Origin of the sequence: Janthinobacterium fluminis (assembly GCF_028595325.1) — a bacterium.
Classification (GTDB): Bacteria; Pseudomonadota; Gammaproteobacteria; order Burkholderiales; family Burkholderiaceae_D; genus Janthinobacterium; species Janthinobacterium fluminis.
The window spans coordinates 32,786-54,707 of the sequence record NZ_JAQQXR010000018.1 but is presented as its reverse complement, the minus strand read 5'-3'; the positions used below and the strand labels follow the sequence as shown (position 1 = coordinate 54,707).

Below are 21,922 nucleotides of genomic sequence, written 5' to 3'. Positions count from 1 at the left end.
GGTCACCGGCATCGAGCCGATGCTGATCGGCGCGATGGCCGGCCGCCAGCTGCCGCTGCTGTCGCTGCTGGTGCCGTTCTGGCTGGTGTTCATCATGGACGGCCGGCGCGGCTTGAAGGAGGTGTGGCCGGCCGCCCTGGTCACCGGCGCCAGCTTCGCCGTCACGCAGTACTTCACGTCCAACCACATCGGCCCCGAGCTGCCGGACATCACCTCGGCCCTGGTCAGCCTGGCGTCGCTGACGCTGTTCCTGAAAGTGTGGCAGCCGGCCGGCGCCACCGCCCGCAACGCCGTCGGCGGCGGCGCGGCGGCCCTGTCCGGGCCGGGCGGTTTCGCGGCGCCGGGCGGGCGGCGCGACACGCGCAAGGCTTCGCCGTACACGCCGGCGCAGACGCTGCGCGCCTGGGCGCCGTTCGGCCTGCTGACGGCCATCGTCACGGTCTGGAGCCTGCCGTCGTTCAAGGCCCTGTTCGCCGCCAACGGCGCGCTGGCCGGCACGGTGCTGAAATTCCATGTGCCGGGTTTGGACAAGCTGGTCATCAAGACGGCGCCCATCGTCACCAGCCCGAAGGCGTATGAGGCGCTCTACAAGCTGGACCTGCTGTCGGCCGTCGGCACGGCGATCCTGCTGACGGCGCTGCTGTCGATGGCGCTGCTGCGCATGTCGCCGCGCGCCGGCTTGCGCGCCTTCGGCCAGACGGTGGCCGAGCTGCGCCGTCCTATCCTGTCGATCGGCCTGGTGCTGGCGTTCGCCTTCGTCGCCAACTATTCCGGCATGTCGTCGACGCTGGCGCTGGTGCTGGCCGGCACCGGCGCGGCCTTCCCCTTCTTCTCGCCCTTCCTCGGCTGGCTGGGGGTGTTCCTGACCGGTTCGGACACCTCGTCGAATGCCTTGTTCTGCTCGCTGCAAAACACCACCGCGCACCAGATCGGCGTGTCCGACACCTTGCTGGTGGCGGCCAACACGACGGGCGGCGTGACCGGCAAGATGATCTCGCCGCAGTCGATCGCCGTGGCCTGCGCGGCCGCCGGCCTGGTCGGCAAGGAGTCGGACCTGTTCCGCTTCACGCTCAAGCACAGCCTGTTATTCGCCCTCGTCATCGGCGTCATCACGATGCTGCAGGCGTATGTCTTCACCGGCATGATTCCGCACTGAGGCGGCGCAAGGCGGTCAGCAGCGCCGCGCCAGCGCGGCAGCTTGTCGGTGCGGTGCGCCGGAGTCCGTTCTCTGTTAGTGTTGGCAACATTGCCGAGAATTTGAATACGGAGCCATGCATGCACACGAGCACCCCCGCCGAACTGGAAATCTGGTTCGACTTCGCCAGCAACTACAGTTATCTGAGCGTGATGCGCATCGAGGATCTGGCGCGCCGCGCCGGCGCGCGCGTGCTGTGGCGGCCGTTTTTGCTGGGGCCGGTGTTCCAGTCTTTCGGCTGGACCAATTCGCCGTTCGTGCTGCAAAAGGCCAAGGGCGAGTATATGTGGCGCGACATCGTGCGCGAGTGCGATAAATATGCGCTGCCGTGGCGGCGCCCGGCCGAGTTTTCGCGCCGCTCCTTGTTGCCGGTGCGCGTGGCGCTGTATGGCGAGCAGGAGCCGTGGATTGCCGAATTCTGCCGCCGCGTGATGCTGCGCAATTTCTCCGCCGACCTGGATATCGACGCCGAGGCCAGCGTCGCCGCCGTCCTGGCGGAGATGGGGCTGGACGCGGCGGCCATCATCGCGTCGGCGCAGGCCGATGAGAACAAGCGCAAGCTGCGGGCGCGCGGCGAACAGGCCATCGCGCTGGGGATATTCGGCGCGCCGACGTTTTTCGTCGCCGGCGAGATGTTCTGGGGTAATGACCGCCTCGACGATGCGATCGCGCGGGCCGCTTCGCCCGTCCCGGATTGATTGAGCTGCCGTTCGGCGGGGCCTTTCGGCGGGGCCGTTCGGCGGGACGCCGGATCAGCGGCCCAGGCCGGTCATCCAGTATGGTTGCGGATTGGCGCGGGCCAGTTCGCGCATGCGGAATTCCAGGTCGTAGCGGTCGACCGATTCAGCCAGATACGCTTCCTCGTAGTTGCGGCCTGGCCGTTTGACGCTTTGCTTCAGTGCCGTGTAGGCACGCGTTGCCAGGGAGCGCAGGGCGGCGCCGACAGCGGCGAAGAAGGCGCTCGACGCAGGGGTGAAGACTGGGTTGTTGACGAAGGTGATGTTGTTGGTGGACATGGCGTTTTCCTGGATAAGGGGGCGCGTCACACATTGGATGTTGCTGTAACGCAATGCCAGTATCCAGTATTCCAAGTTATACGTATACTTTCAATTCATAATGTCGAGCATATGCATTTCGCATAACTCTGACTCTCCGCCGCTGATTTGGCGCGGCAAATCGCCGCGCGGGCCGGGCAGCTATTTCTGAATCGTATTTCTGCTATTCGCGCCGGCTTGATGGGCGCGTAATCGCAGGGTTTCAGGCATAATGCGGGCTTGGCGCGGGTTAGCGCTATCATTGCCCGCCGCGAACACGGCTGAACGAGGACAAACCATGGACGAAAGCTGGCGCCGGACCCGCAGCGGGGACGGTCCGCATTTGCCTTTGAGTTTGCCTGTCCCGGCGCTCTTTTGGGGCGCTTTTATTTTTTTGTCGCAGCAGTACTTCAGACAGACACACAGAGGAATTGTATGGAACACATATCGCCAGCGAAGGGCGCGCCGCGGGCGCAGTCCGGCGCACAGAACAACACGGTCCCGCTCATCATCGTGACGATCCTGTTTTTCATGTGGGGTTTGCTGACCTCATTGAATGATGTGCTGATTCCGCATCTGCGCTCGATTTACACCCTCAGTTATGTGCAGGCGATGCTGGTGCAGTTTTGCTTCTTCGGCGCGTATTTCGTCGTCTCCATGCCGGCTGGCCTGCTGATCAAGAAAATCGGTTACCAAAACGGCGTCGTCGCCGGCCTGCTGGTGGCCGCCGCCGGCTGCGCGCTGTTCTATCCGGCCTCGACCAATGGCTATGCCTTGTTCCTGCTGGCGTTTTTTGTGCTTGCCTCGGGCATCACGATCTTGCAAGTGGCCGCCAATCCCTATGTCACCGAGCTGGGCGATCCGCAAACGGCGTCGAGCCGCCTGACGCTGACGCAGGCGTTCAACTCGCTCGGTACGACGGTCGCACCGACGCTGGGCGGCATCCTGATCCTGTCGGCCGGCGTGTTGACGGCGGCCGAGTTCGAACTCCTGCCCGCCGCCGCGCAACTGGCCTACCGGGCCAAGGAGGCCGCCGCGGTGCAGGGGCCGTATCTGGCGCTGGCGGCCGCGCTGGCGGTTCTGGCCGTGCTGTTCGCCCTGGCCAAGCTGCCGAAGATTTCCCACGCCGATGACGCCGTCGCCGCCACGCTCGACGGCAAGCAGACGTCGATCTGGGCGCACCGCCACCTGGTGCTGGGCGCCGTCGCCATTTTCCTGTACGTCGGCGGCGAGGTCAGTATTGGCAGCTTCCTGATTAACTTCCTGGGCGAAAGCAATGTCGCCGGCCTGAGCGCCGTCGACGCCGCGCATTTCGTCAGCTATTACTGGGGCGGCGCGATGCTGGGGCGCTTCATCGGTTTCGCCGTGATGCGCTACGTCAGTCCGGGCAAGACGCTGGCCGTCAACGCCGCCTGCGTGATCGCGCTGATTTTCGCCGCCATCTTCGGCCAGGGGCAGGTGGCGATGTGGTCGCTGATCGCCGTCGGCCTGTTCAATTCGATCATGTTCCCGACCATCTTCAGCATGGCCTTGAACAAATTGGGCGCGTTCACCGGCCAGGGTTCCGGCATCTTGTGCATGGCCATCGTCGGCGGCGCTCTGGTGCCGTTCGCGCAGGGCTTCCTGGCCGACAGAATCGGCTTGCAGCTGTCGTTCATCGTGCCGGCCGCCTGCTATACCTTCATCCTGTACTTCGGCTTGCGTTTTGCCGGCATGTACAAAGAGGCGCCGGCAACCGCCTAAGCGTCTGCAATTTGCCAGGGGCGCGTGCGCTCCGGCCTAGGGCTACGTCATCCCCACGATGGCGTAGCCGGCCCGGAACTCCATCAACCGTCGAAGCTGGTCCCCAGCACGCTCTGGCACACGGCCAGCCAGGCCCGCGCCGCGTGCGACAGGTAGCGTCCGTTCCACACGTGCGCGACTTGCCATGCCAGTTCCGGCGCGACGATGCGCACGGCGTCCAGGCGCTCGCCGGCCAGCCGGTGGATGAAGGGCTCGGGCAGCAGCGCCACGCCCAGCCCGGCGGAGGCCATCGCCACCAGCCAGTCCCACTGGCCGCTCTGGGCCGCGACGCTCGGTTCGAAGCCGGCTGCGCGGAAGGCGGCGCGCAGGCTGCGCGTCAGCGCGAAATCATCCTTCAGCAAGACCAGCGGCAGCGCACCCAGCGCCTTCAGTTCGAGCGTGCTGCGGCCCTGCTGAAACGTGCCCTCGGCCGCCAGCGCCCAGATCGGGTAGCTGGCTATCTGCACCGCCACCACGTCCAGGGCCGGATCGGCCGGCAGCACCGTCATGCCGATTTCCAGCTCGCCCGCCGCGATCTGGCGTTCGATGGCCTGGCCGGTGTCTTCGCGCAGGCTCAGGTCGATGTCGGGGTGGCGCTCGCGGAAGACCTTGAGCACCGGCGTGAACAGCAGGTTGATCATCGGCGGGATGCCCACCGTCAGGCTGCCGCGCCGCGTCTGCTGCGTGTCGCGCACCTCCAGCGTGAGCAGGCGCAGCGTCGCCAGCATCTGTTCGCCGCGCTCGAAGACGATGCGGCCCGTGTCGGTCAGGGCGAGCTTGCGGCCGTCACGCACCAGCAGGCGGGCGTCGAGCTCGTCTTCCAACTGGCGCACCATCTTGCTGATGGTCGATTGCGTCACGTTGAGCGCCTCCGCCGCTTGCGTGAAGCTGTTCAGGCGCACGGTTTCGACAAAGTAGCGCAGGGAGCGGATATCCATGGGTGTGTCCGGTTCGGCAATGCATGAAAAATACGACTGGATATCGCGCATTTAATTCATGCAATGCATGTTTTGCAGATTGTAGACTGGAATCCGAGCCGTATTAATAAGAATCAGGAACACAGCATGTATCAGGACCGTATCCGCCGTCCGGCGTTGTTGAACAAGGTGATGGACGCGCAGCAGGCGGCGCAGTTGTTTCGCAGTGGCATGAGTGTCGGCATGAGCGGCTTCACCCGCGCCGGCGACGCCAAGGCCCTGCCGCTGGCGCTGGTGGAGCGCGCCCGGCGGGAACCCTTGAGCCTGACTTTGATTACCGGCGCTTCGCTGGGCAATGACAGCGACGGCCTGATGGCCGAAGCGGGCTTGCTGGCGCGCCGCCTGCCGTTCCAGTCGGACGCGGCGCTGCGCCGCAAGATCAACGCGGGCGAGGTGATGTTCATCGACCAGCACCTGTCGGAGACGGCCGAGCAACTGCGTTCGCGCAGCCTGGCGGCCGTCGACATCGCCGTCATCGAGGCCAGCGCGATCCTGGCGGACGGCAGCATCGTGCCGACCATGTCGGTGGGGAACTCGGCCAGCTTCGCGCAGCAGGCCGGCCAGATCATCATCGAACTGAACCTGAGCACGCCGCTGGCGCTGGAAGGCTTGCACGATATCTACGTGCCCGGCGCGCGGCCGGGGCGCGCGCCCATCCCCTTGACCAGCCCCGAGCAACGCATCGGCGTCGCGTCGATCGCCGTCGATCCGGCGCGCATCGCCGCCATCGTCATCACCGACAGCCCGGACAGCCCGTCGACCGTGCAGCCGCCGGACGCGGAAACGGCGGCCATCGCCGGCCACGTCATCGCCTTCCTCGAAGGCGAGGTGGCGGCCGGGCGCATGGGGCCGCAGCTATTGCCGCTGCAGGCCGGCATCGGCAGCATCGCCAACGCCGTCTTGCACGGTTTGATCGGCTCGCCCTTCCACGACATGACGATGTTTTCCGAGGTGCTGCAGGACAGCGCCATCGAGCTGCTCGACTCCGGCCAGCTGGCGATGGCGTCGGCCTCGTCGATCACGCTGTCGGCGCCGATGCACGAGAAGTTCATGCGCGACATCGCGCGTTACCGCGACAAGATCGTGCTGCGGCCGCAGGAGATCAGCAACCATCCGGAAATCGTGCGCCGCCTCGGCATCATCGCGCTCAACACGGCCCTGGAGTTCGACCTCTACGGCAACGTCAACTCGACCCATGTGTGCGGCACCCACATGATGAACGGCATCGGCGGCTCGGGCGACTTCGCCCGCAACGGCCAGTTGTCGCTGTTCGTCAGCAAGTCGGTGGCCAAGGGCGGGCGCGTGTCGAGCGTCGTGCCGATGGTGTCGCACGTCGACCATACCGAACACGACGTCGACGTCCTCGTCAGCGAATGGGGGCTGGCCGACTTGCGCGGGCTGGCGCCGCGCGAGCGCGCGCCGCTGATCATCGAGCGCTGCGCCCATCCCGATTACCGGCCGCAACTGCGCGCCTATTTCGACGCGGCTTGCCGCCGCGGCGGCCACACGCCGCACGTGCTGGAGCAGGCGCTGTCGTGGCACACGCGCTATCAGGCGGACGGGACGATGCTGGACGCTTAAATCAGGCGCAGCGCCCTGGCGCCGATACCGACCACGGCGAAGATGGTGGTCGTTTGTATGCCCATGAACCACATGAAAGTTCTGTTCATGTCGTGGCGAATTGCTGCAAGCTCTGTGCGTAGTTGCAGCATTTCCGAGCGCAGCAAGCCGAATTGGGAATGCATTTCATTCCGCAGTCCGGAAATTTCAGCATGAGTCTCGTCCCTCAAGGCATTCATGTCGGCACGAATCTCGTTTCTCAAGGCGTTCATGTCGGCGCGAATCTCGCTCCTCAAGGCGGCCATGTCGGCGCGGAACTCGTTCCTCACACTCTTGAAGCCATCGTCCATGCGCGCCGACAACGACTCCAGCGTTTTGCCGTCGCTGTCGGCATTCGTTTCAAGCTTGGTGAGCCGCGCTTCCATTTTTATATGGTTGTCGACGTCGCGCTGATTGTCAAGCTGCGGTGTAGTGGGCGTATCAATCATGGCGTTCTCCCTGGCAAGTTCAGTTCGCCCTTTTTACGCCGGACGATACTGCTACTGTCACCGTTTTCCGCAGAAGGGGATTTGCGTCAGCGCAGGCGTTCCGGCCGATGACAGGCCGCCGGGCAGGGGGGCTCAGGCGGCGAAGCGCGCGCCGATGCCGGTGGCGATCACCGCCAGCACATCCTCCAGGTGCCCGTCCGACTCCAGGTTCGGCGTCCAATCGTCGCCTTCGCCCATGACGATGCCGAGCGACACCATGCCGTGCAGCGCCTGCCAGAAAATCTGCGTCATCGCGTGCAGCGCCGCTTCGCCGCCGCGCACCTGGCCCGACTGCGCCAGCTCCGCGAACAGGCTGTAGGCGTAGGCGTAGGGGTCTTGTTCGGCGTTGCCGTGTTCGACGATGGCCGCTTCCACCGGCGCGTGCGGGCGCTGCTCCATGAACACCAGCGCATATTCGTCCGGATGCAGCATGCCGAACTGTACGTAGGCGCGGCCGGCCAGTTTGATGCGCTCCCACGGTTCGGCGCTGGCGGCGCAGGCTTGCCGCATCAGGCGCACCAGTTCGAGCAAGTCCTGGTCCATCGCCTGGGTGATCAGCGTCGCCTTGTCGCGGAACAGCGCGTACACGACGCTGGTTGAAAAGCCGGCGGCGTCGGCGACCTTGCGGATCGACACGGCGCGCGCGCCGCCTTTCTTGATCAGATCCTTGACCACCTGGATCAGGTGTTCGCGCCTGGCCTGCGCCTCGCGCAGTTTGCGTGCTTGCATTTGGTCTGATTTACTGTTCACGGTATTTCCCTGCCTGCGACTAAAAGTAATAATTATAGGTGGCGTGCTCAGCCTGAGGCCGGCAAAGGTTCCCAAAACTGCGCAATCTGCCCGGATTGATACACCGCCAGCGGGCCGAACTGCTGCAGCACGGTCTCGCTTTGGCGCGGCCGGAAAAACACATAGTCGTCCGCTTGCAGCCCCTGCAGGCCGGAGCCGAGCAGCAGTTGCTGGTTCGACGAGGCGCCGTACAGCCTGCTGGCGGCCAGACCGGCCGGCGACACCGGGTCGGCCAGCCAGTTGCCGCCGTAGATGAAATAGGCGTGGCGCTGGTTCGCGTCCCAGCCGCGCGCGAAGGCGCCCAGCCATTCGACGCCGCGCGGCATCTGGAATTGCGGCAGCGCTTTCAGCACCGGCGTGGCTATCCAGCACGCCGGCTGCAGGTCGGCCAGCAGCGGCGTGTCGAAGTCGCCCGGCTTGAGCAGGGCGGAGCCGATCGCCACCTCGTTTTGCACGCCGCCGCCGCCGTACAGCCGGTAGGTCGGCGAGCCGGCCGTGTTGTAGGTCGGCGGCGCGACCGGCGCGCCCAGCCGCTCCCGCATGAAGGCGGCGCAGCCGGCGTACTGCGCCTGCGCGTAGGCCAGCGCGTCCGCCTGCAGCGTGCCGACGTCGGGCAGCTTGGCGATGTGGGCGTCGTATCCCATCAGGCCGCTGTAGCGCAGGCGCGGCTCGCTGCGGATCAGCTGCGCGCACTCGGCCATGTCCTGCCGGCTGGCCAGACCGCCGCGGTGCAGGCCGACGTCGATTTCCAGGTTCAGCTCCAGCGTCAGCCCGGCGCCGCGGGCCAGTTCGCGGTACTGCGCCAGCCGCCGCGGCGTGTCGATCAGCCACTGCACGCGCCGCCCCGGCGCCGGCGCGCCGGCCCGCTGGTAGAATTGCGCGGCGGCCGCCACCGGCATCGGCTTGCCGAGCAGGATGTCGGGCGAATGCGGCGCCAGGGCGATCAGTTGCGGCAGGCTGAACAGCATGGTTTTGTCGGAGCCGCTTTGGCGCATCAGCTCCTGCAGCAGCGGCAGGGAGGGGAGCGACTTGACGACGCTGCGCAAGGCCAGTTTTCCGTCCAGGTTGCGCAGCAGTTGCGCGGTATTTTGCCGCAGGATGGCGTGGTCGACGACGATGCTCGGCGTGTTCACGCCGGCCCGCTTCAGCGCCGTGGCCAGGCGCTGGAAATAGGCGGCGTGCGGCGCGCCGGCCGCGCCCGGCCTGAGCGCCAGCAGGGCGGCCGCGCCCAGGCCGGCGCCGGCCAGCAGCAGGTGCCGGCGCCTCACGCCTTGATCCCGAACAGGCCGCGCAGGTGGGCGTTGAGCATGCGCCCGCCCGGATCGAGCTCGCGGCGCACTGCGAGAAAATCGTTCCAGCGCGGGTACAGGCGGGCCAGCTCGGCCGCCGTGTGGCCGTGCAGCTTGCCCCAGTGCGGCCGGCCGTCGTAGCGGCGGAAAATCGGCGCCAGCTCGGCGACGAGGTAGGCGTAGGCTTCGCCGTGGGCCGCGTGCACGGCGATGGAGCAGCTGTCGCGTTCGTAGAAGGGGCTGAGCCAGGCGGAGTCGCCCTTGACGAAGCGGAATTCGAGCGGGAAGAAGACCTCGTTGCGCTGCTCCAGTTTGGCGATGACCTCGCGCACGCAGGCGATGCCGCGTTCGCGCGGCACGTGGCATTCGGACTCGTTGAACTTGCTCGGACGCTGGGTCGACAGCAGTTTCCACGAGCGGTCGCGGGCCTGCTCGCTCAGGTTGGCGTCGATGAATTTGGCGGCCAGCCAGCGCCGCAACTGCGGGAAGCGGCCGGCCCAGTCGCGCAGGCGGCGCAAATCGCCCAGCATGTCTTCGTCGGCGGACGAGGCGGGCAGCACGCTCTGGTCGGAGGTCAGGTCGTGCGTGATGGCGGCCGCGTAACCGGTGAAGGGCAGGTAGTAAAACTCGAAATGGCGGTGGGCGCGGGCCAGGGCGGGCGCCAGCTCCAGCATCTGCCCGACCGGTTTCAGCACCACCTTGCGCTGCAGCCGGTAACTGGGCACCAGCTGCATGCGCAACTGGGTCAGCACGCCGAGGCTGCCCAGCGACACGCGCGCGGCGGCCAGATAGTCGGGGTGGCGGACGGCGTCGAAATCGCGGATGCGGCCATTCGCCGTGACCAGTTGCAGCGCCTCGATGTCGGCGTGCATGGCGGGCAGCTCGGCGCCGGTGCCGTGGGTGGCCGTGCTGACGGCGCCGGCCAGCGACTGCGCGTCGATGTCGGGCAGGTTGCGAAAGGCCAGGCCGAGCGCGTCGAGCTGCCTGGACGCCTGCGCCAGGCGGGTGCCGGCCAGCAGTGTCGCGCCGGTGCCGCCGTGGCCGAGCAGGCCGGCCATGCGGTCCAGGGAAATCAAGGTGTCGCCGCCGGGGATCAGCGCGCTGAACGAGTGGCCGGCGCCGACGCAGCGCACGCCGCCCTTGCCGTTGGCGAGGAGCTGCTGGATGTCGGCGCTGCTGGCCGGCGTCGCCAGCGCTTGCGCTCGGCAGCTCTGGCTGCCCGACCAGTTGCTCCAGACGATGCCGGCCCCGCCGCCCGGCGCGGCGGCGGGCGGCGGGGCCGCGGCCGTGTTGGCGGCGGCGCCGGCCGCAGCGATGGCGAGGCCGCCGCCCATCTTCAGGAATTGGCGCCGGCCCGGACGGGGCGCGCTCATGCCGCCCCCCGCTTGCCGTCGCGGGCCATGAATTGAATCAGTTTCTCGAAGTCGGCGTCGGCGCAGTCATTGCAATAGCCTTTGGCGGGCATCGTCCGGTAGCCTTGCCGGACGTGTTCGAGCAGGGCGGGCATGCCTTGCCGCAGGCGCGCCTCCCAGGCGGCGGCAAAGCCCGTCAGCGGCGCCTTCGACGCGGCGCTGGCGTGGCACAGGCGGCAGGAGCGCTCATACTGCCGCGCCAGGGCCGGCTCGGCCGGCAGCAGGGTTTCCGCCAACTGGATGTCGGCGGCGCCGGCGGCCGGCTCGCCGCGCTGGCAGCCGCCCAGCAGGGCGGCGCAGGCCAACGCCGCCAGCGCCGGCGGGCCGGCGTACGATAGACGCTTCATGTTGTCTCGCTCCATGTGCGGCGCCAGGCGCCGGGTCCCGTTCTGTCGCGGTTCACCCGCACGGCGGCGCGCTGCCGCGCCGGCTGTGTTCAAATAAATAATAACACTGTTATTTTTATGCTGCGTCGATATTTTTTTTGTCCCGGCGCACATGCCGGACTGAAGCGCCGCTATGAAAAAAAACCTAAAGCGCGGAAAATAGCGACACGATGATTTATCGCAGCAACGGTGGCGCCCGAACATGGTGCCATCGGGGCACTCACATTTTTGACGGGATCGCCACATGACCATTAAAATCAGCCAAAACTTCGACTCGGGCGCCATCGAGGTGGTGCGCGCCGACAGCGCGGACGCCATCGAACTGAACCTGCGCCAGGACTCGCACGCCGACATCCACCAGTGGTTCCACTTCCGCCTGCAGGGCGGGCGCGACCAGGCGTGCACGATGCGCTTCCTGAACGCGGGCCAGGCCACCTACGCGGCCGGTTTCGAGAACTACCAGGTGGCGGCCAGCTACGACACGGAGAATTGGTTCCGCGTGCCGACGAGTTTCGACGGCCAGGTCATGACGGTCCGGCACACGCCGGAAACGGACAGCGTCTACTACGCCTATTTCGAGCCGTACTCGTGGGAGCGCCACCTGGGCCTGCTGGGCGAGATCGCGGAAAATCCGCTGGCGCGCGTGCACGACCTGGGCAGCAGCGTCGACGGCCGCGACATGAACCTGGTGGTCATCGGCAATCCGGCCGCCGAGAAGAAAATCTGGGTCATCGCGCGCCAGCACCCGGGCGAGACGATGGCCGAATGGTTCGTCGAAGGCATGATCGACGCGCTGCTCGACGAGGCCAACCCGATCGCCCGCAAGCTGCTGCAGCGCGCCGCCTTCTACATCGTGCCGAACATGAACCCGGACGGCTCGGTGCGCGGCAACCTGCGCACCAACGCGGCCGGCGCCAACCTGAACCGCGAGTGGATGACGCCGACGCTGGAACGCAGCCCGGAAGTGCTGTGCGTGAAAAACAAGATCCACGAAGTCGGCTGCGACATGTTCTTCGACATCCACGGCGACGAGGCGCTGCCGTACAACTTCGTGGCCGGCAACGAGATGCTGAACAACTTCAGCGCGGCCCAGGCGGCCCACCAGCAAGCCTTCATCGAGCGCTACAAGCAGGCCAGCCCGGACTTCCAGGACAAGTACGGCTACGCGGCCAGCAAGTACAAGGAAGACATGCTGACGCTGGCGTCGAAGTACATCGGCCACCACTTCCAATGCCTGGCGCTGACGCTGGAAATGCCGTTCAAGGACAACGCCGACCTGCCCGACCCGCACGTGGGCTGGAACGGCGCGCGCAGCGCCAACCTGGGCGAGGCGCTCCTGCAAGCCATCCTGTTGTCGCTGGACTGAGATGGGCGTCGAAATCGAGCGCAAATTCCTGTTGCGCGGCGATGCGTGGCGCAGCCTGGGCCAGCCGGTCCTGCTGCGCCAGGGCTACCTGTCGTCGCAGCGCGAGCGGGTGGTGCGCGTGCGCGTCGAAGGCGAGCGGGCGACGCTGACGATCAAGGGCGTCAGCGTCGGCGCCAGCCGCGGCGAGTGGGAGTATGCGATTCCGCTGGCCGAGGCCGAGCAATTGCTCGACGGCCTGTGCGAGCGGCCGCTGGTGGAGAAATACCGGCGCCGCATCGCGTTCGGCGGCATGGTGTGGGAAGTCGATGAATTCCTTGGCGCCAACGCCGGCCTGGTCGTCGCCGAAATCGAACTGGCGTCCGAGCAGCAGGCGTTCGCCAAGCCGGACTGGGTGGGCGAAGAAGTCACCGAGGACGCGCGCTACTTCAACTCCAGCCTGATCAAGCACCCCTACTCGGCCTGGTAAACGGGAAGGGGACAGACCACGATTTCCGGGAAATATTTCCCGAAAATCGTGGTCTGTCCCCAGCTGTGCGGATTAGTGGAAGTGTTCGTTGCCTTGCGGCGTGTCTTCCGGCATTTCCGCATGCACCAGCTCGCCCGCCGGGTCGGCGAACAGCGGCGCGCCGCAGTCGTCGCAGTATTCGCCGACGTAGCGCTCGCTGTGGCGCTTGATCTGCGTGACGCCCGCCTCGTTCAAGTGCACGAGGATGTCGTCGAGCGGCGTGGTCTGCTTGGACAGGCCGCCGATGCCGGCGTGCAGCAAGCCTTCGATCGGCGTGCCGTCCTCGTCTTCCTGGCCGTACAGGGGCCAGACGATGCCGTACACCACGTCGGGGGTCTGGCGCAGCGTGAAGGCGACGCGGTATTCGTCGATCTGGCCGTCGGCCGCCTCTTCGCCGAAGCCGGCGATGACGGCGCGCAGCTCGGCCGGCTCGACGGCCAGCGTGTGCGTCAGGTAGTGCACGGCGGCGCGGATCGACACTGGACGGATCAGCTTGTCGGCTTCGCGGCAGGCCACGTAGTAGGCTTCCGGCAGCAGCAGTTCGATGCCGCAGCCCGGCAGCAGGCGCGCGACGGTCGGCGTGGCCTGGGCGCGCCATTGCTCCAGCGCGGCGCGGCGCTCGCCGATGAAGTCGAGCTGGCTGGCCGGCGCCTGCCAACGGAACAGCGGCGCGCCCACGGGCGCCACCACGGTCACCAGCAAATACCGCGTGTCGGCCAGGAAGGGCGCCGTTTCCGGCGCCTTCGCGGCCGGCTTCAGCGTCGTGCCCTTCAGCGCGGCCTGCGCCAGCTTCAGCGTCTTCGCGTAGGTTTCGGCGTGGCTGCGCGGCAGCTGGTCGATCGAGTACAGCGTCGGCGCCATCGCCATGCAACTGCCCTCGGCCAGCAGGTGGGCCTCGAAGTGGGTCGACAGGGTCTGCAGCAGGTCGGCCGGCACGGCGCCGGAGGCGATCGAGAAGCGGGTCCAGGCGAGGATGGGCACGGCCACCAGCAGCGCGTCGTAGCGCTTGCTTTCGCCTTTTTCCTCGATGACCACGACGGTCGATTCGCTGACGGCCTCGACGCAGTCCATCAGCACGTCGTAGGCGTTCAGGTCTTCCTTGAACAGGCTGCCCAAGGTGGTGTCGATGGTGTCCTGGTGGCCGGATTTGAGCAACTTCTGCAGCTGCGTATCCAGGCTGTGTTCCCAGGACCGCTCTTCAATGCGGCTGGCGGCCTGCACGATTGCCTGGGCAAAGGTAACCAGACGCTGGCTGTCGGCAGTCAGTTTGTGGGATGAATCTTTGGATGGACGACGCATAACGGGATAAGAGTCTCTGGAAAGTGAAAAAAAACGGATTGATACCAATTAAGCAATGATAAACCCTTATGTGCCCTATTGTAGAGGATTCGGCCGATGTCGACGCGGATGCCCTTGTCAGATCAAGGCTGATTGGGCTTTTTTCAAGCGCCGCGGGGCACTTCGGCGCTTGGCGGGGCAAAAAAAACGCCGGACGAATCCGGCGTTTCTGGGGACTTGCCAGGGCGCCGTTTAGGCGGCCAGCAGCTGGCGCAGCACGAACGGCAGGATGCCGCCGTGTTTGTAGTAGTCGACTTCGATCGGGGTGTCGATGCGCAGCAGGACTTTGACGTCCTGGCTGCTGCCGTCGGCGCGGTGGATCACCAGGGTCACCAGTTGCTGCGGCTTGATGTCGCCTTCCAGGCCCTTCAGGTCATAGGTTTCCTTGCCGGTGATGCCCAGCGTCTGCACGCTGTCGTCGCCGATGAATTGCAGCGGCAACACGCCCATGCCCACCAGGTTCGAGCGGTGGATGCGCTCGAAGGAGCGGGTGATGACGGCCTTCACGCCCAGCAGCTGGGTGCCTTTCGCGGCCCAGTCGCGCGACGAGCCGGTGCCGTACTCTTCGCCGCCGAACACCATCGTCGGCGTGCCTTCGGCGACGTAGCGCATGGCCGCGTCGTAGATCGACATTTCCTCGCCGGACGGCTGGTGTATCGTGATGCCGCCCTCGACGGCGGAACCGTCGGCCTTGGCCGGGATCATCTTGTTCTTGATGCGCACGTTGGCGAAGGTGCCGCGCATCATGATTTCATGGTTGCCGCGGCGCGAGCCGTAGGAGTTGAAGTCGGCTTTCATGACGCCGTTCGCCAGCAGCCATTTGCCGGCCGGGCCGCTTTCCTGGATCGAGCCGGCCGGCGAGATGTGGTCGGTGGTGATCGAGTCGCCGAACACGCCCAGCGCGCGCGCGCCTTCGATGCCGGTGGCGACCGCCTTCGGCGTCATCGTGAAGTCGTCGAAGAACGGCGGCTCGGCGATGTAGGTCGATTTCGGCCAGTTGTAGACCTGGCCTTCGACCGTGGTCACTTTTTCCCACAGCTTGCCGGGCGCGCCCTTGACGTCGGCGTAGTTCTCCTTGAAGGTCTTGGCATTCATGGCGAACTTCATCAAGGCCGACACCTCGGCCGAGGACGGCCAGATGTCGCCCAGGTAGACGTCCTTGCCGCCCTTGCCCTTGCCGACGGGTTCGCTCATCAGGTCGCGCGTCATGTTGCCGGCGATCGCGTAGGCCACCACGAGCGGCGGCGAGGCCAGGAAGTTCGAGCGGATGTTCGGGTGGATGCGCGCTTCGAAGTTGCGGTTGCCCGACAGCACGGCCGAGGCGACGATGTCGTTGGCGGCGATGGCGGCGTTCATTTCCGGCGTCAGGTCGCCGGCGTTGCCGATGCAGGTGGTGCAGCCGTAGGCGGTCACGCCGAAGCCGAGTTTTTCCAGGTAGGGCAGCAGGCCGGCGGCCGTCAGGTACTCGGTGACGACGCGCGAGCCGGGGGCCAGCGAGGTCTTGATGTGCGGCGCCACTTTCAGGCCGGCTTCGACGGCTTTCTTGGCCAGCAGGCCGGCGGCCAGCATCACGCTCGGGTTCGAGGTGTTGGTGCACGAGGTGATCGCGGCGATCAGCACGTCGCCGTTGCTGACCTTGACGCCGTTCGAGGTCTGGTAGACGGCGGCCAGGTCGGCCGGGTTCTTGTTGAAGCCGTTTTCCGAGGTCGGCTTGGCGAACAGCTCGGCGAAGTTGGCCTTGACGTTGCCGATTTCAATGCGGTCTTGCGGACGCTTGGGGCCGGCCAGCGACGGCGCCACCGAGGCCAGGTCGAGCGTGACGACGCGGGTGTAGTCGATCTCGCCGGCCTGCGGCACGCCGAACAGGTTCTGCGCCTTGAAGTAGGCTTCGAAGGCGGCGATTTCCGCCTTGCTGCGGCCGGTGCCCTCGAAGTAGGCGATGGTCGCCTCGTCGACGGGGAAGAAGCCCATCGTCGCGCCGTATTCCGGCGCCATGTTGGCGATCGTGGCGCGGTCCGTCAGCGTCAGCGAGGCCGTGCCTTCGCCGAAGAACTCGACGAATTTGCCGACGACTTTTTCCTTGCGCAGCAGTTCCGTGATGGTCAGCACCAGGTCGGTGGCGGTGCAGCCTTCGCGCAGCGCGCCCGTCAGGTCGACGCCGATGACGTCCGGGGTCAGGAAGTAGACCGGCTGGCCCAGCATGCCCGCTTCCGCCTCGATGCCGCCGACGCCCCAGCCGACCACGCCGATGCCGTTGATCATGGTGGTGTGCGAGTCGGTGCCGACCAGCGTGTCGGGGTAGTAGATCTCGTCTTTCTTGTTCTTGATCTTGTGCACGCCGCGGGCCAGGTACTCCAGGTTGACCTGGTGGACGATGCCGAAGCCCGGCGGCACGACGCCGAAGGTGTCGAAGGCTTGCATGCCCCATTTCATGAACTGGTAGCGCTCGTTGTTGCGCGAGAATTCCAGCTTCATGTTCAGGTCGAGGGCCTTCTTCTCGCGGTAGTGGTCGATCGTCACGGAGTGGTCGACCACCAGGTCGACGGGCACCAGCGGCTCGATGTTTTTCGGGTTCAGGCCCATCTTGTTGGCGACGTTGCGCATCGCGGCCAGGTCGGCCAGCAGCGGCACGCCGGTGAAGTCTTGCAGCACGACGCGCGCCACCACGAACGGGATCTCGTCGGTGCGCTCGGCGGTCGGCCCCCAGCTCGCCAATTGCTTGACGTGTTCTTCGGTGACTTTCTTGCCGTCGCAGTTGCGCAGCACCGATTCGAGCACGATGCGAATCGACACGGGCAGGCGGGAAACATTGATGCCCAGGCTTTTTTCCAGCGCAGGAAGGGAGTAGAACTGCCCCTTCTTGCTAGCCGAAATTGTAAAGTCCTTGAGCGTGTTCAGAGTGTTGCGGGACATGACCTCTCCTTGTTGGGTATCGTCTATTATTTATTGATATTCAAGTTGAAACGGTATTGCTGCGCGCCGGCGACGGCGCGTGTGGTACTCGGCGCAGGCCCTGGCCTCAGCTCTTCGCCTCGGCGGCGGGCGCTTCCAGGCTGAGGGGCTTGGATTGCTCGGCGTTCTTGCATTCGTTGGCCAGCTGGCGGTTCTGTTTCGAGTCGAGCAGCATGCCCTTGGCCGGGATGCCGATCCAGATCAGGCCGTACAAGCGGTTCTCGAAGCGCTGCGCACCCGTCGTCGTGCCCACCTGGGTCAGGCGGTGCAGGCGCTTTTTCCAGCGCAGCGCGATGTGCTTGTCGTCGTTCTCGTTGTGGTAGATGGTGATCTTGTTGCCCAGTTCGCAGTGGAACTCGGTGGTGGCCGAGCCGCCCGTGTCCGGTTCGTCCGCTTCCTCGTCGGGCGCGGCGGACGGTTTCGCCGGCGCCGCCTTGGCGGCCTTGGCCTTGACTTTCGCCGTGGCCTTGGCCTTGGTGGCTTGCTTGTCGGCGTCGGCGGCGTGGGCGGCCGGCAGGGACAGGGTCAGCGCGCCCAGGGCGACGCTGCAGGCAAGGCTTAATTTGGAGATGGACATCATGGTGGTTCCAGGTCAGTGTTCGTCGGGGCTAGTGTTGAGTAGTGCGGCGGCCGCTTCGGGCAGGGCCAGGCCCGCCAGTTTGGCGCGTTGCAAAACGGTCCAATAATATCGGTAGCTGGCGCGGTCGTGCAAGCGGCCATTTTGGGCGATCGGCCCCCATTGGACGCGGGCCGCTTCGTGGAGGATGTTGCTGGCCTCGTTCACCTCGGACAGGCGCGGCGTGAAGGCCTTGATGACGGGCTTGATCTGGTCCGGGTGGATGCTCCACATGCGCGTGTAGCCGAACTCGGCGGCGGCGCGCTGGGCGTCGTTGGCGACGACGGCGGAGTCGCGCACCTCGGTCGTCACATTGTGCGAGGGCACCTTGCCGTGGGCGTGGCAGGCGGCGGCGATCTCCAGCTTGGCGCGCACCACCAGCGGGTGCTGGAACTGGCCCGGCGTGCGCATCGCGTTGGCGGGGATGGCGCCGTAGTGGGCCGAGACGAAGTCCATGATGCCGAAGGACAGGCACTCGACCTGGGGCAGGGCGGCGATGTCGTAGACCTCGCGCAGCGCGCCGTGGGTTTCGATCAGCACGTGGATGGGCAGCTCGGCGCGGCCGGCGCGCTTGGCGTGCAGGTTGACGAAGTTGATCGCCCGCACCACGTCCTGCACGCCGTTCGCCTTCGGCAGCACCAGGTAGGCCAGTTGCGCGGCGGCGGCGCAGACGATCTCGACGTCCTGGGCGAAGAACACGCTGCCGACGTCGTGCACGCGCACGCCGATGCGGCCGAAGCGGTTGCCCTCGTCCTGCAGCAGGGCGGCGACGAGGCGGGCGTGGGCCTCCTCGGCGCCGGCGCTGGCGCCGTCCTCGCAGTCGAAGGTGATGTCGAACAGGGGGCCAAGCTCTTGTTGCAAAGCAATCGACTTGCGCATCAGCTTTTCGGAGCCGGCGTAGTGGTCGCAGGCGGCGAGGAGCAGCGGCGGGCGTTTGCCCTGGAATAAAACCTCGGAAGGGTGCATGCTGGGGGCGGTCTGCCGGTTAGGGGTGGTGGTCGGTGGCGCGGCCGCACTGCCGTCGGCAGTGCGGCGCGGGCGGCGCAGCGGTGGGGTGGCTGGTTTAGCGGGGTCCACGACGGCGCCGTTCAGGTTTAGCCCAGCAGGTGCTTGACGCCGCCTTGCTCTTCCAGCAGCTCGTTCAAGGTCACGTTGATGCGCTCTTGCGAGAAGGCGTCGACGCTCAGGCCCTGGACGATCTTGTACTCGCCGTTGTCGGTGGTGACGGGGAAGCCGAAGATGACGCCTTCCGGAATGCCGTAGGAGCCGTCGGACGGCACGCCCATGGTGGTCCACTTGCCGTTGCTGCCCAGCACCCAGTCACGCACGTGGTCGATGGCCGCGTTGGCCGCCGAGGCCGCCGACGACAGGCCGCGCGCTTCGATGATGGCGCCGCCGCGCTTGCCGACGGTCGGCAGGAAGGTGTCGCGGTTCCAGGCGTCGTCGCCGATCATGTCCTTGACCGACTTGCCGTCGATTTCCGCGTAGCGGTAGTCGGCGTACATGGTCGGCGAGTGGTTGCCCCAGACGAACAGCTTCTCGATGGCGGCCACCGGCTTGCCGGTTTTCGCGGCGATCTGCGACAGCGCGCGGTTGTGGTCCAGGCGCAGCATGGCGGTGAAGTTCTTGGCCGGCAGCGAAGGCGCCGATTTCATCGCGATGTAGGCGTTGGTGTTGGCCGGGTTGCCGACCACCAGCACCTTGACGTTGCGCGAGGCGACGGCGTCGAGGGCCTTGCCCTGCACCGTGAAGATCTGCGCGTTCGCTTCCAGCAAGTCCTTGCGCTCCATGCCGGGGCCGCGCGGACGGGCGCCGACCAGCAGGGCGACGTCGACGTCCTTGAAGGCGGTCATCGGGTCGGCGTGCGCCGTCATGCCGGCCAGCAGCGGGAAGGCGCAGTCGTCGATTTCCATCATGACGCCCTTCAAAGCCTTCTGGGCTTTTTCGTCGGGGATTTCAAGCAATTGCAGAATGACGGGCTGGTCTTTGCCGAGCAGGTCGCCGTTGGCGATGCGGAACAGCAGCGCGTAGCCGATCTGGCCGGCGGCGCCGGTTACTGCAACACGCATTGGGGTTTTAGCCATGATGAATCTCCAAAAGTGGGGAAAAAAACGAGCTTGAAGCTGGGCCTACGCTTGTCCGGAAAAACTGTAATGATACCAAAACCGGCACCGCGCGCCCATTCGCCGCGCAAGGCTGGCGCAACTGCGCCGCCGTTGCCGCGCGGCCGGCGCGCGCGCGGGGCGGAAAAGCGCCCGAAAGTTCGGTTGGGGGCGAGTGTAGGCCGCTAAATCCCATCTGTCAATCCTATCTTATGTCTTATATAAGACAGATAAGTAGCGCAGGTTTCACTGGACGCAGAGGGGCTTTTGTGGTGAAATCTCGCCCTATGAATCCTGCCCCGCCCAATCCGACCGTGAATGCCCCCGCCAGCGGCGCGGCGGCCAGCCCGACGCCCGCCGCGTCCGGCTCGGCGGCGGGGTCGCCGACCTTCAGCCCGCTGTACCAGCAAATCAAGGCGCTGATCACGCAAAGCCTGCAGTCGGGCGAGTGGAAGCCGGGCGAGCTGATCCCCAGCGAGGTCGAGCTGGCCGGCCGCTTCAAGGTCAGCCAGGGCACTGTGCGCAAGGCGATCGACGAGCTGGCCGCCGACAACCTGGTCATGCGCCGCCAGGGCAAGGGCACCTTCGTCGCCACCCACCACGAGGCGCGCGCCCACTTCCGCTTCCTGCGCCTGGTGCCCGACGAGGGCGTGCCGCACTATCCCGAAAGCAAGTTCATCGACGTCAGGCGCGTGCGCGCGCCGGCCGACGTGGCCCGCCTGCTCGACTTGAAGTCGGGCGACGCCGTGATCTTCATCAAGCGCGTGCAGTCCTTCGACGCCGTGCCGACCATCGTCGAGGAGCTGTGGCTGCCGGGCCTGATCTTCAAGGGGCTGACGGCCGAGCGCCTGGTCGAATACAAGGGGCCGATGTACGGCCTGTTCGAAACGGAGTTCGGCACGCGCATGATACGCGCGTCCGAGCAGATCCGCGCCGTCTGCGCCGACGCCGGCGCGGCCGAGCTGTTGCACATCGCTTCCGGCACGCCCTTGCTGTGCTCGGAACGCGTCTCATTCACGTACGGCGATAAGCCGGTCGAGCTGCGCCGCGGCTGGTATCTGACGACCCGCCACCACTACCAGAATGAATTGAATTGAGACAGAAGTACCGGCGCCCCGCCGTCGCCGCAGCCCGGCCGGCAGTGTGGTGCTAAAAATACGATGAACTACGGAAAGTAGCGCGCAGGGTGTGCCGTCGAACACTATTTTAGTTATATGTAACAATAGATATTGGTTTGGCTTGCGAAAATCGGCGAAAATCGCAGCTTCAATATTTGTTAAAGCTCAAGGGGGGTCTTGTTATGTCCGAAGCCGTAAGAGAAGTACCAAAAAAAGAACGGCCGCAATTCAGTAATATTCATGTCACACAATTGGCCAACTACCGCCTGCCGCTGGCCGGCGTCGTCTCCTTCCTGCACCGCATCAGCGGTTTCCTGATGTTCGCGCTGCTGCCCGTCGTGCTCTATATGCTGGAACTGAGCATCCGTTCGGAAATCTCCTTCGCCTACTTCCAGGGCATCGCCTCGCACTGGTTCGTGCGCCTGGTGACGCTGGCCCTGGTCTGGGGCTATATGCAGCATTTCTGCGCCGGGGTGCGCCACCTGTTCATGGACCTGCACTACGGCCTGGACAAGGATACGGCCCGCAAGTCGGCCGCGGGCGTGCTGGTCGTCAGCCTGTCGCTGACCGCGCTGGTCGGCTTGAAACTGTTTGGAGTATTTTAATTATGGCTAACAATAACATCGGACCGAAGCGCCGCGTCGTCGGCGCCCACTACGGCTTGCGCGACTGGCTGGCCCAGCGCGTGACGGCCGTCGTCATGGTGCTGTACACGGCCATCCTGTTGATTTCTTTCCTCACCGGCAACAACTTCACGTATGAAGGCTGGGCCGGTTTGTTCGCGCAGCAGTGGTTTAAATTATTCAGCCTGGTGACCTTCCTCGCGCTGGCCTACCACGCGTGGGTCGGCATGCGCGATATCTGGATGGACTACGTGAAGCCGGTCGGCATCCGTCTCACCTTGCAAATTGCCACGCTGCTGTGGTTGATCGTTTGCGCCGCCTGGTCGGTGCAGATACTCTGGAGTGTGTAAT

General features: G+C 65.8%; 21 protein-coding genes. 9 read left to right on the top strand and 12 right to left on the bottom strand.

Translation table 11 applies throughout. The features are described from left to right. Both OIK44_RS24775 and OIK44_RS24770 read left to right on the top strand, forming a co-directional pair. A partial coding sequence (locus tag OIK44_RS24775) for a lactate permease LctP family transporter (protein ID WP_273674802.1) occupies positions 1 to 1,156 on the top strand: 1,156 nt, incomplete at its 5' end. A gap of 119 nt (positions 1,157 to 1,275) precedes the next feature. Next, a complete protein-coding gene (locus tag OIK44_RS24770; RefSeq protein WP_273674799.1) occupies positions 1,276 to 1,893 on the top strand; it encodes a 2-hydroxychromene-2-carboxylate isomerase in 618 nt (205 codons plus the stop codon). Positions 1,894 to 1,947: 54 nt separating this feature from the next. Here OIK44_RS24770 and OIK44_RS24765 read toward each other — a convergent pair whose 3' ends face one another. Beyond that, positions 1,948 to 2,211 (bottom strand): DUF3563 family protein, encoded by a 264-nt coding sequence (locus OIK44_RS24765; protein WP_273674798.1) that lies wholly within the window; start codon positions 2,209 to 2,211, stop codon positions 1,948 to 1,950. Between the two features lie 453 nt (positions 2,212 to 2,664). Here OIK44_RS24765 and OIK44_RS24760 point away from each other — a divergent pair, with 453 nt between their 5' ends. After that, positions 2,665 to 3,972, top strand: coding sequence for a sugar MFS transporter (locus tag OIK44_RS24760; RefSeq protein WP_273674797.1), 1,308 nt, complete (start codon positions 2,665 to 2,667; stop codon positions 3,970 to 3,972). An 83-nt stretch (positions 3,973 to 4,055) separates the two neighbouring features. On the opposite strand, the gene OIK44_RS24755 is transcribed toward OIK44_RS24760, so the two are convergent. Next, positions 4,056 to 4,949 carry a LysR substrate-binding domain-containing protein gene (locus tag OIK44_RS24755; protein ID WP_273674795.1) on the bottom strand — a complete coding sequence of 298 codons (894 nt, stop codon included), beginning with the start codon at positions 4,947 to 4,949 and terminating at the stop codon, positions 4,056 to 4,058. 126 nt (positions 4,950 to 5,075) lie between these two features. Here OIK44_RS24755 and OIK44_RS24750 point away from each other — a divergent pair, with 126 nt between their 5' ends. Continuing rightward, the gene (locus OIK44_RS24750; protein WP_273674793.1) at positions 5,076 to 6,569 is read left to right on the top strand and encodes an acetyl-CoA hydrolase/transferase family protein; all 1,494 of its coding nucleotides are present in this window, start codon (positions 5,076 to 5,078) and stop codon (positions 6,567 to 6,569) included. On the opposite strand, the gene OIK44_RS24745 is transcribed toward OIK44_RS24750, so the two are convergent. The 5 genes from OIK44_RS24745 to OIK44_RS24725 all read right to left on the bottom strand — a co-directional run bounded on the left by OIK44_RS24745 (position 6,566) and on the right by OIK44_RS24725 (position 10,912). Then, positions 6,566 to 7,036, bottom strand: coding sequence for a coiled-coil domain-containing protein (locus OIK44_RS24745; protein ID WP_273674792.1), 471 nt, complete (start codon positions 7,034 to 7,036; stop codon positions 6,566 to 6,568). The genes OIK44_RS24750 and OIK44_RS24745 overlap by 4 nt on opposite strands. A gap of 132 nt (positions 7,037 to 7,168) precedes the next feature. Continuing rightward, entirely contained in the window at positions 7,169 to 7,804 is a 636-nt protein-coding gene (locus tag OIK44_RS24740) for a TetR/AcrR family transcriptional regulator (RefSeq protein WP_273674791.1), read from the bottom strand. Positions 7,805 to 7,872: 68 nt separating this feature from the next. Then, a complete protein-coding gene (locus OIK44_RS24735) occupies positions 7,873 to 9,132 on the bottom strand; it encodes an alanine racemase (protein ID WP_273674789.1) in 1,260 nt (419 codons plus the stop codon). Next, positions 9,129 to 10,526, bottom strand: coding sequence for a D-arabinono-1,4-lactone oxidase (locus tag OIK44_RS24730; protein ID WP_273674788.1), 1,398 nt, complete (start codon positions 10,524 to 10,526; stop codon positions 9,129 to 9,131). The genes OIK44_RS24735 and OIK44_RS24730 overlap by 4 nt, the downstream gene beginning before the upstream one ends. Further along, positions 10,523 to 10,912, bottom strand: a complete 390-nt coding sequence (locus OIK44_RS24725) for a c-type cytochrome (protein WP_273674787.1) — start codon at positions 10,910 to 10,912, stop codon at positions 10,523 to 10,525. Before OIK44_RS24725 ends, OIK44_RS24730 begins: the two co-directional genes overlap by 4 nt. A 283-nt stretch (positions 10,913 to 11,195) precedes the next feature. On the opposite strand from OIK44_RS24725, the gene OIK44_RS24720 reads away from it, so the two are divergent. Next, positions 11,196 to 12,317: a M14 family metallopeptidase gene (locus OIK44_RS24720; protein ID WP_273674786.1), complete on the top strand. Its 1,122-nt coding sequence runs from the start codon at positions 11,196 to 11,198 to the stop codon at positions 12,315 to 12,317. Between the two features lies 1 nt (position 12,318). Beyond that, positions 12,319 to 12,783, top strand: coding sequence for a CYTH domain-containing protein (locus OIK44_RS24715; protein WP_273674785.1), 465 nt, complete (start codon positions 12,319 to 12,321; stop codon positions 12,781 to 12,783). A gap of 72 nt (positions 12,784 to 12,855) precedes the next feature. Here OIK44_RS24715 and OIK44_RS24710 read toward each other — a convergent pair whose 3' ends face one another. The 5 genes from OIK44_RS24710 to OIK44_RS24690 form a co-directional block, all read right to left on the bottom strand. Continuing rightward, positions 12,856 to 14,121, bottom strand: coding sequence for a DUF2863 family protein (locus OIK44_RS24710; protein ID WP_273674784.1), 1,266 nt, complete (start codon positions 14,119 to 14,121; stop codon positions 12,856 to 12,858). A 231-nt stretch (positions 14,122 to 14,352) separates the two neighbouring features. After that, positions 14,353 to 17,073: an aconitate hydratase AcnA gene (gene acnA, locus OIK44_RS24705; protein ID WP_273674782.1), complete on the bottom strand. Its 2,721-nt coding sequence runs from the start codon at positions 17,071 to 17,073 to the stop codon at positions 14,353 to 14,355. 106 nt (positions 17,074 to 17,179) lie between these two features. Next, on the bottom strand, positions 17,180 to 17,689 hold the full coding sequence (locus tag OIK44_RS24700) for a hypothetical protein (protein ID WP_273674809.1): 510 nt from the start codon (positions 17,687 to 17,689) through the stop codon (positions 17,180 to 17,182). A gap of 15 nt (positions 17,690 to 17,704) precedes the next feature. Then, positions 17,705 to 18,694 (bottom strand): HpcH/HpaI aldolase/citrate lyase family protein, encoded by a 990-nt coding sequence (locus tag OIK44_RS24695; protein WP_273674781.1) that lies wholly within the window; start codon positions 18,692 to 18,694, stop codon positions 17,705 to 17,707. A gap of 128 nt (positions 18,695 to 18,822) precedes the next feature. Then, positions 18,823 to 19,812, bottom strand: a complete 990-nt coding sequence (locus OIK44_RS24690; RefSeq protein WP_273674780.1) for a malate dehydrogenase — start codon at positions 19,810 to 19,812, stop codon at positions 18,823 to 18,825. A 305-nt stretch (positions 19,813 to 20,117) separates the two neighbouring features. Between OIK44_RS24690 and OIK44_RS24685 the strand changes: the two genes are divergently transcribed. From OIK44_RS24685 to sdhD, 3 genes are all read left to right on the top strand, one after another. Then, the gene (locus OIK44_RS24685; RefSeq protein WP_273674779.1) at positions 20,118 to 20,927 is read left to right on the top strand and encodes a GntR family transcriptional regulator; all 810 of its coding nucleotides are present in this window, start codon (positions 20,118 to 20,120) and stop codon (positions 20,925 to 20,927) included. Positions 20,928 to 21,130: 203 nt separating this feature from the next. Next, positions 21,131 to 21,553, top strand: coding sequence for a succinate dehydrogenase, cytochrome b556 subunit (sdhC, locus tag OIK44_RS24680; RefSeq protein ID WP_273674778.1), 423 nt, complete (start codon positions 21,131 to 21,133; stop codon positions 21,551 to 21,553). Positions 21,554 to 21,555: 2 nt separating this feature from the next. After that, entirely contained in the window at positions 21,556 to 21,921 is a 366-nt protein-coding gene (sdhD, locus tag OIK44_RS24675) for a succinate dehydrogenase, hydrophobic membrane anchor protein (RefSeq protein WP_273674776.1), read from the top strand. The last annotated feature ends 1 nt before the right edge of the window (position 21,922 follow it).

Coding starts and splice junctions, on each gene's coding strand:
- sdhD (WP_273674776.1), top strand. CDS start 21,556: ATGGCTAACAATAACATCGGACCGAAGCGCCGCGTCGTCGGCGCCCAC.
- OIK44_RS24700 (WP_273674809.1), bottom strand. CDS start 17,689: ATGTCCATCTCCAAATTAAGCCTTGCCTGCAGCGTCGCCCTGGGCGCG.
- OIK44_RS24765 (WP_273674798.1), bottom strand. CDS start 2,211: ATGTCCACCAACAACATCACCTTCGTCAACAACCCAGTCTTCACCCCT.
- OIK44_RS24755 (WP_273674795.1), bottom strand. CDS start 4,949: ATGGATATCCGCTCCCTGCGCTACTTTGTCGAAACCGTGCGCCTGAAC.
- OIK44_RS24750 (WP_273674793.1), top strand. CDS start 5,076: ATGTATCAGGACCGTATCCGCCGTCCGGCGTTGTTGAACAAGGTGATG.
- OIK44_RS24710 (WP_273674784.1), bottom strand. CDS start 14,121: ATGCGTCGTCCATCCAAAGATTCATCCCACAAACTGACTGCCGACAGC.
- OIK44_RS24685 (WP_273674779.1), top strand. CDS start 20,118: ATGAATCCTGCCCCGCCCAATCCGACCGTGAATGCCCCCGCCAGCGGC.
- OIK44_RS24745 (WP_273674792.1), bottom strand. CDS start 7,036: ATGATTGATACGCCCACTACACCGCAGCTTGACAATCAGCGCGACGTC.
- OIK44_RS24770 (WP_273674799.1), top strand. CDS start 1,276: ATGCACACGAGCACCCCCGCCGAACTGGAAATCTGGTTCGACTTCGCC.
- OIK44_RS24720 (WP_273674786.1), top strand. CDS start 11,196: ATGACCATTAAAATCAGCCAAAACTTCGACTCGGGCGCCATCGAGGTG.
- OIK44_RS24725 (WP_273674787.1), bottom strand. CDS start 10,912: ATGAAGCGTCTATCGTACGCCGGCCCGCCGGCGCTGGCGGCGTTGGCC.
- OIK44_RS24760 (WP_273674797.1), top strand. CDS start 2,665: ATGGAACACATATCGCCAGCGAAGGGCGCGCCGCGGGCGCAGTCCGGC.
- OIK44_RS24690 (WP_273674780.1), bottom strand. CDS start 19,812: ATGGCTAAAACCCCAATGCGTGTTGCAGTAACCGGCGCCGCCGGCCAG.
- OIK44_RS24740 (WP_273674791.1), bottom strand. CDS start 7,804: ATGCAAGCACGCAAACTGCGCGAGGCGCAGGCCAGGCGCGAACACCTG.
- OIK44_RS24730 (WP_273674788.1), bottom strand. CDS start 10,526: ATGAGCGCGCCCCGTCCGGGCCGGCGCCAATTCCTGAAGATGGGCGGC.
- acnA (WP_273674782.1), bottom strand. CDS start 17,073: ATGTCCCGCAACACTCTGAACACGCTCAAGGACTTTACAATTTCGGCT.
- sdhC (WP_273674778.1), top strand. CDS start 21,131: ATGTCCGAAGCCGTAAGAGAAGTACCAAAAAAAGAACGGCCGCAATTC.
- OIK44_RS24695 (WP_273674781.1), bottom strand. CDS start 18,694: ATGCACCCTTCCGAGGTTTTATTCCAGGGCAAACGCCCGCCGCTGCTC.
- OIK44_RS24715 (WP_273674785.1), top strand. CDS start 12,319: ATGGGCGTCGAAATCGAGCGCAAATTCCTGTTGCGCGGCGATGCGTGG.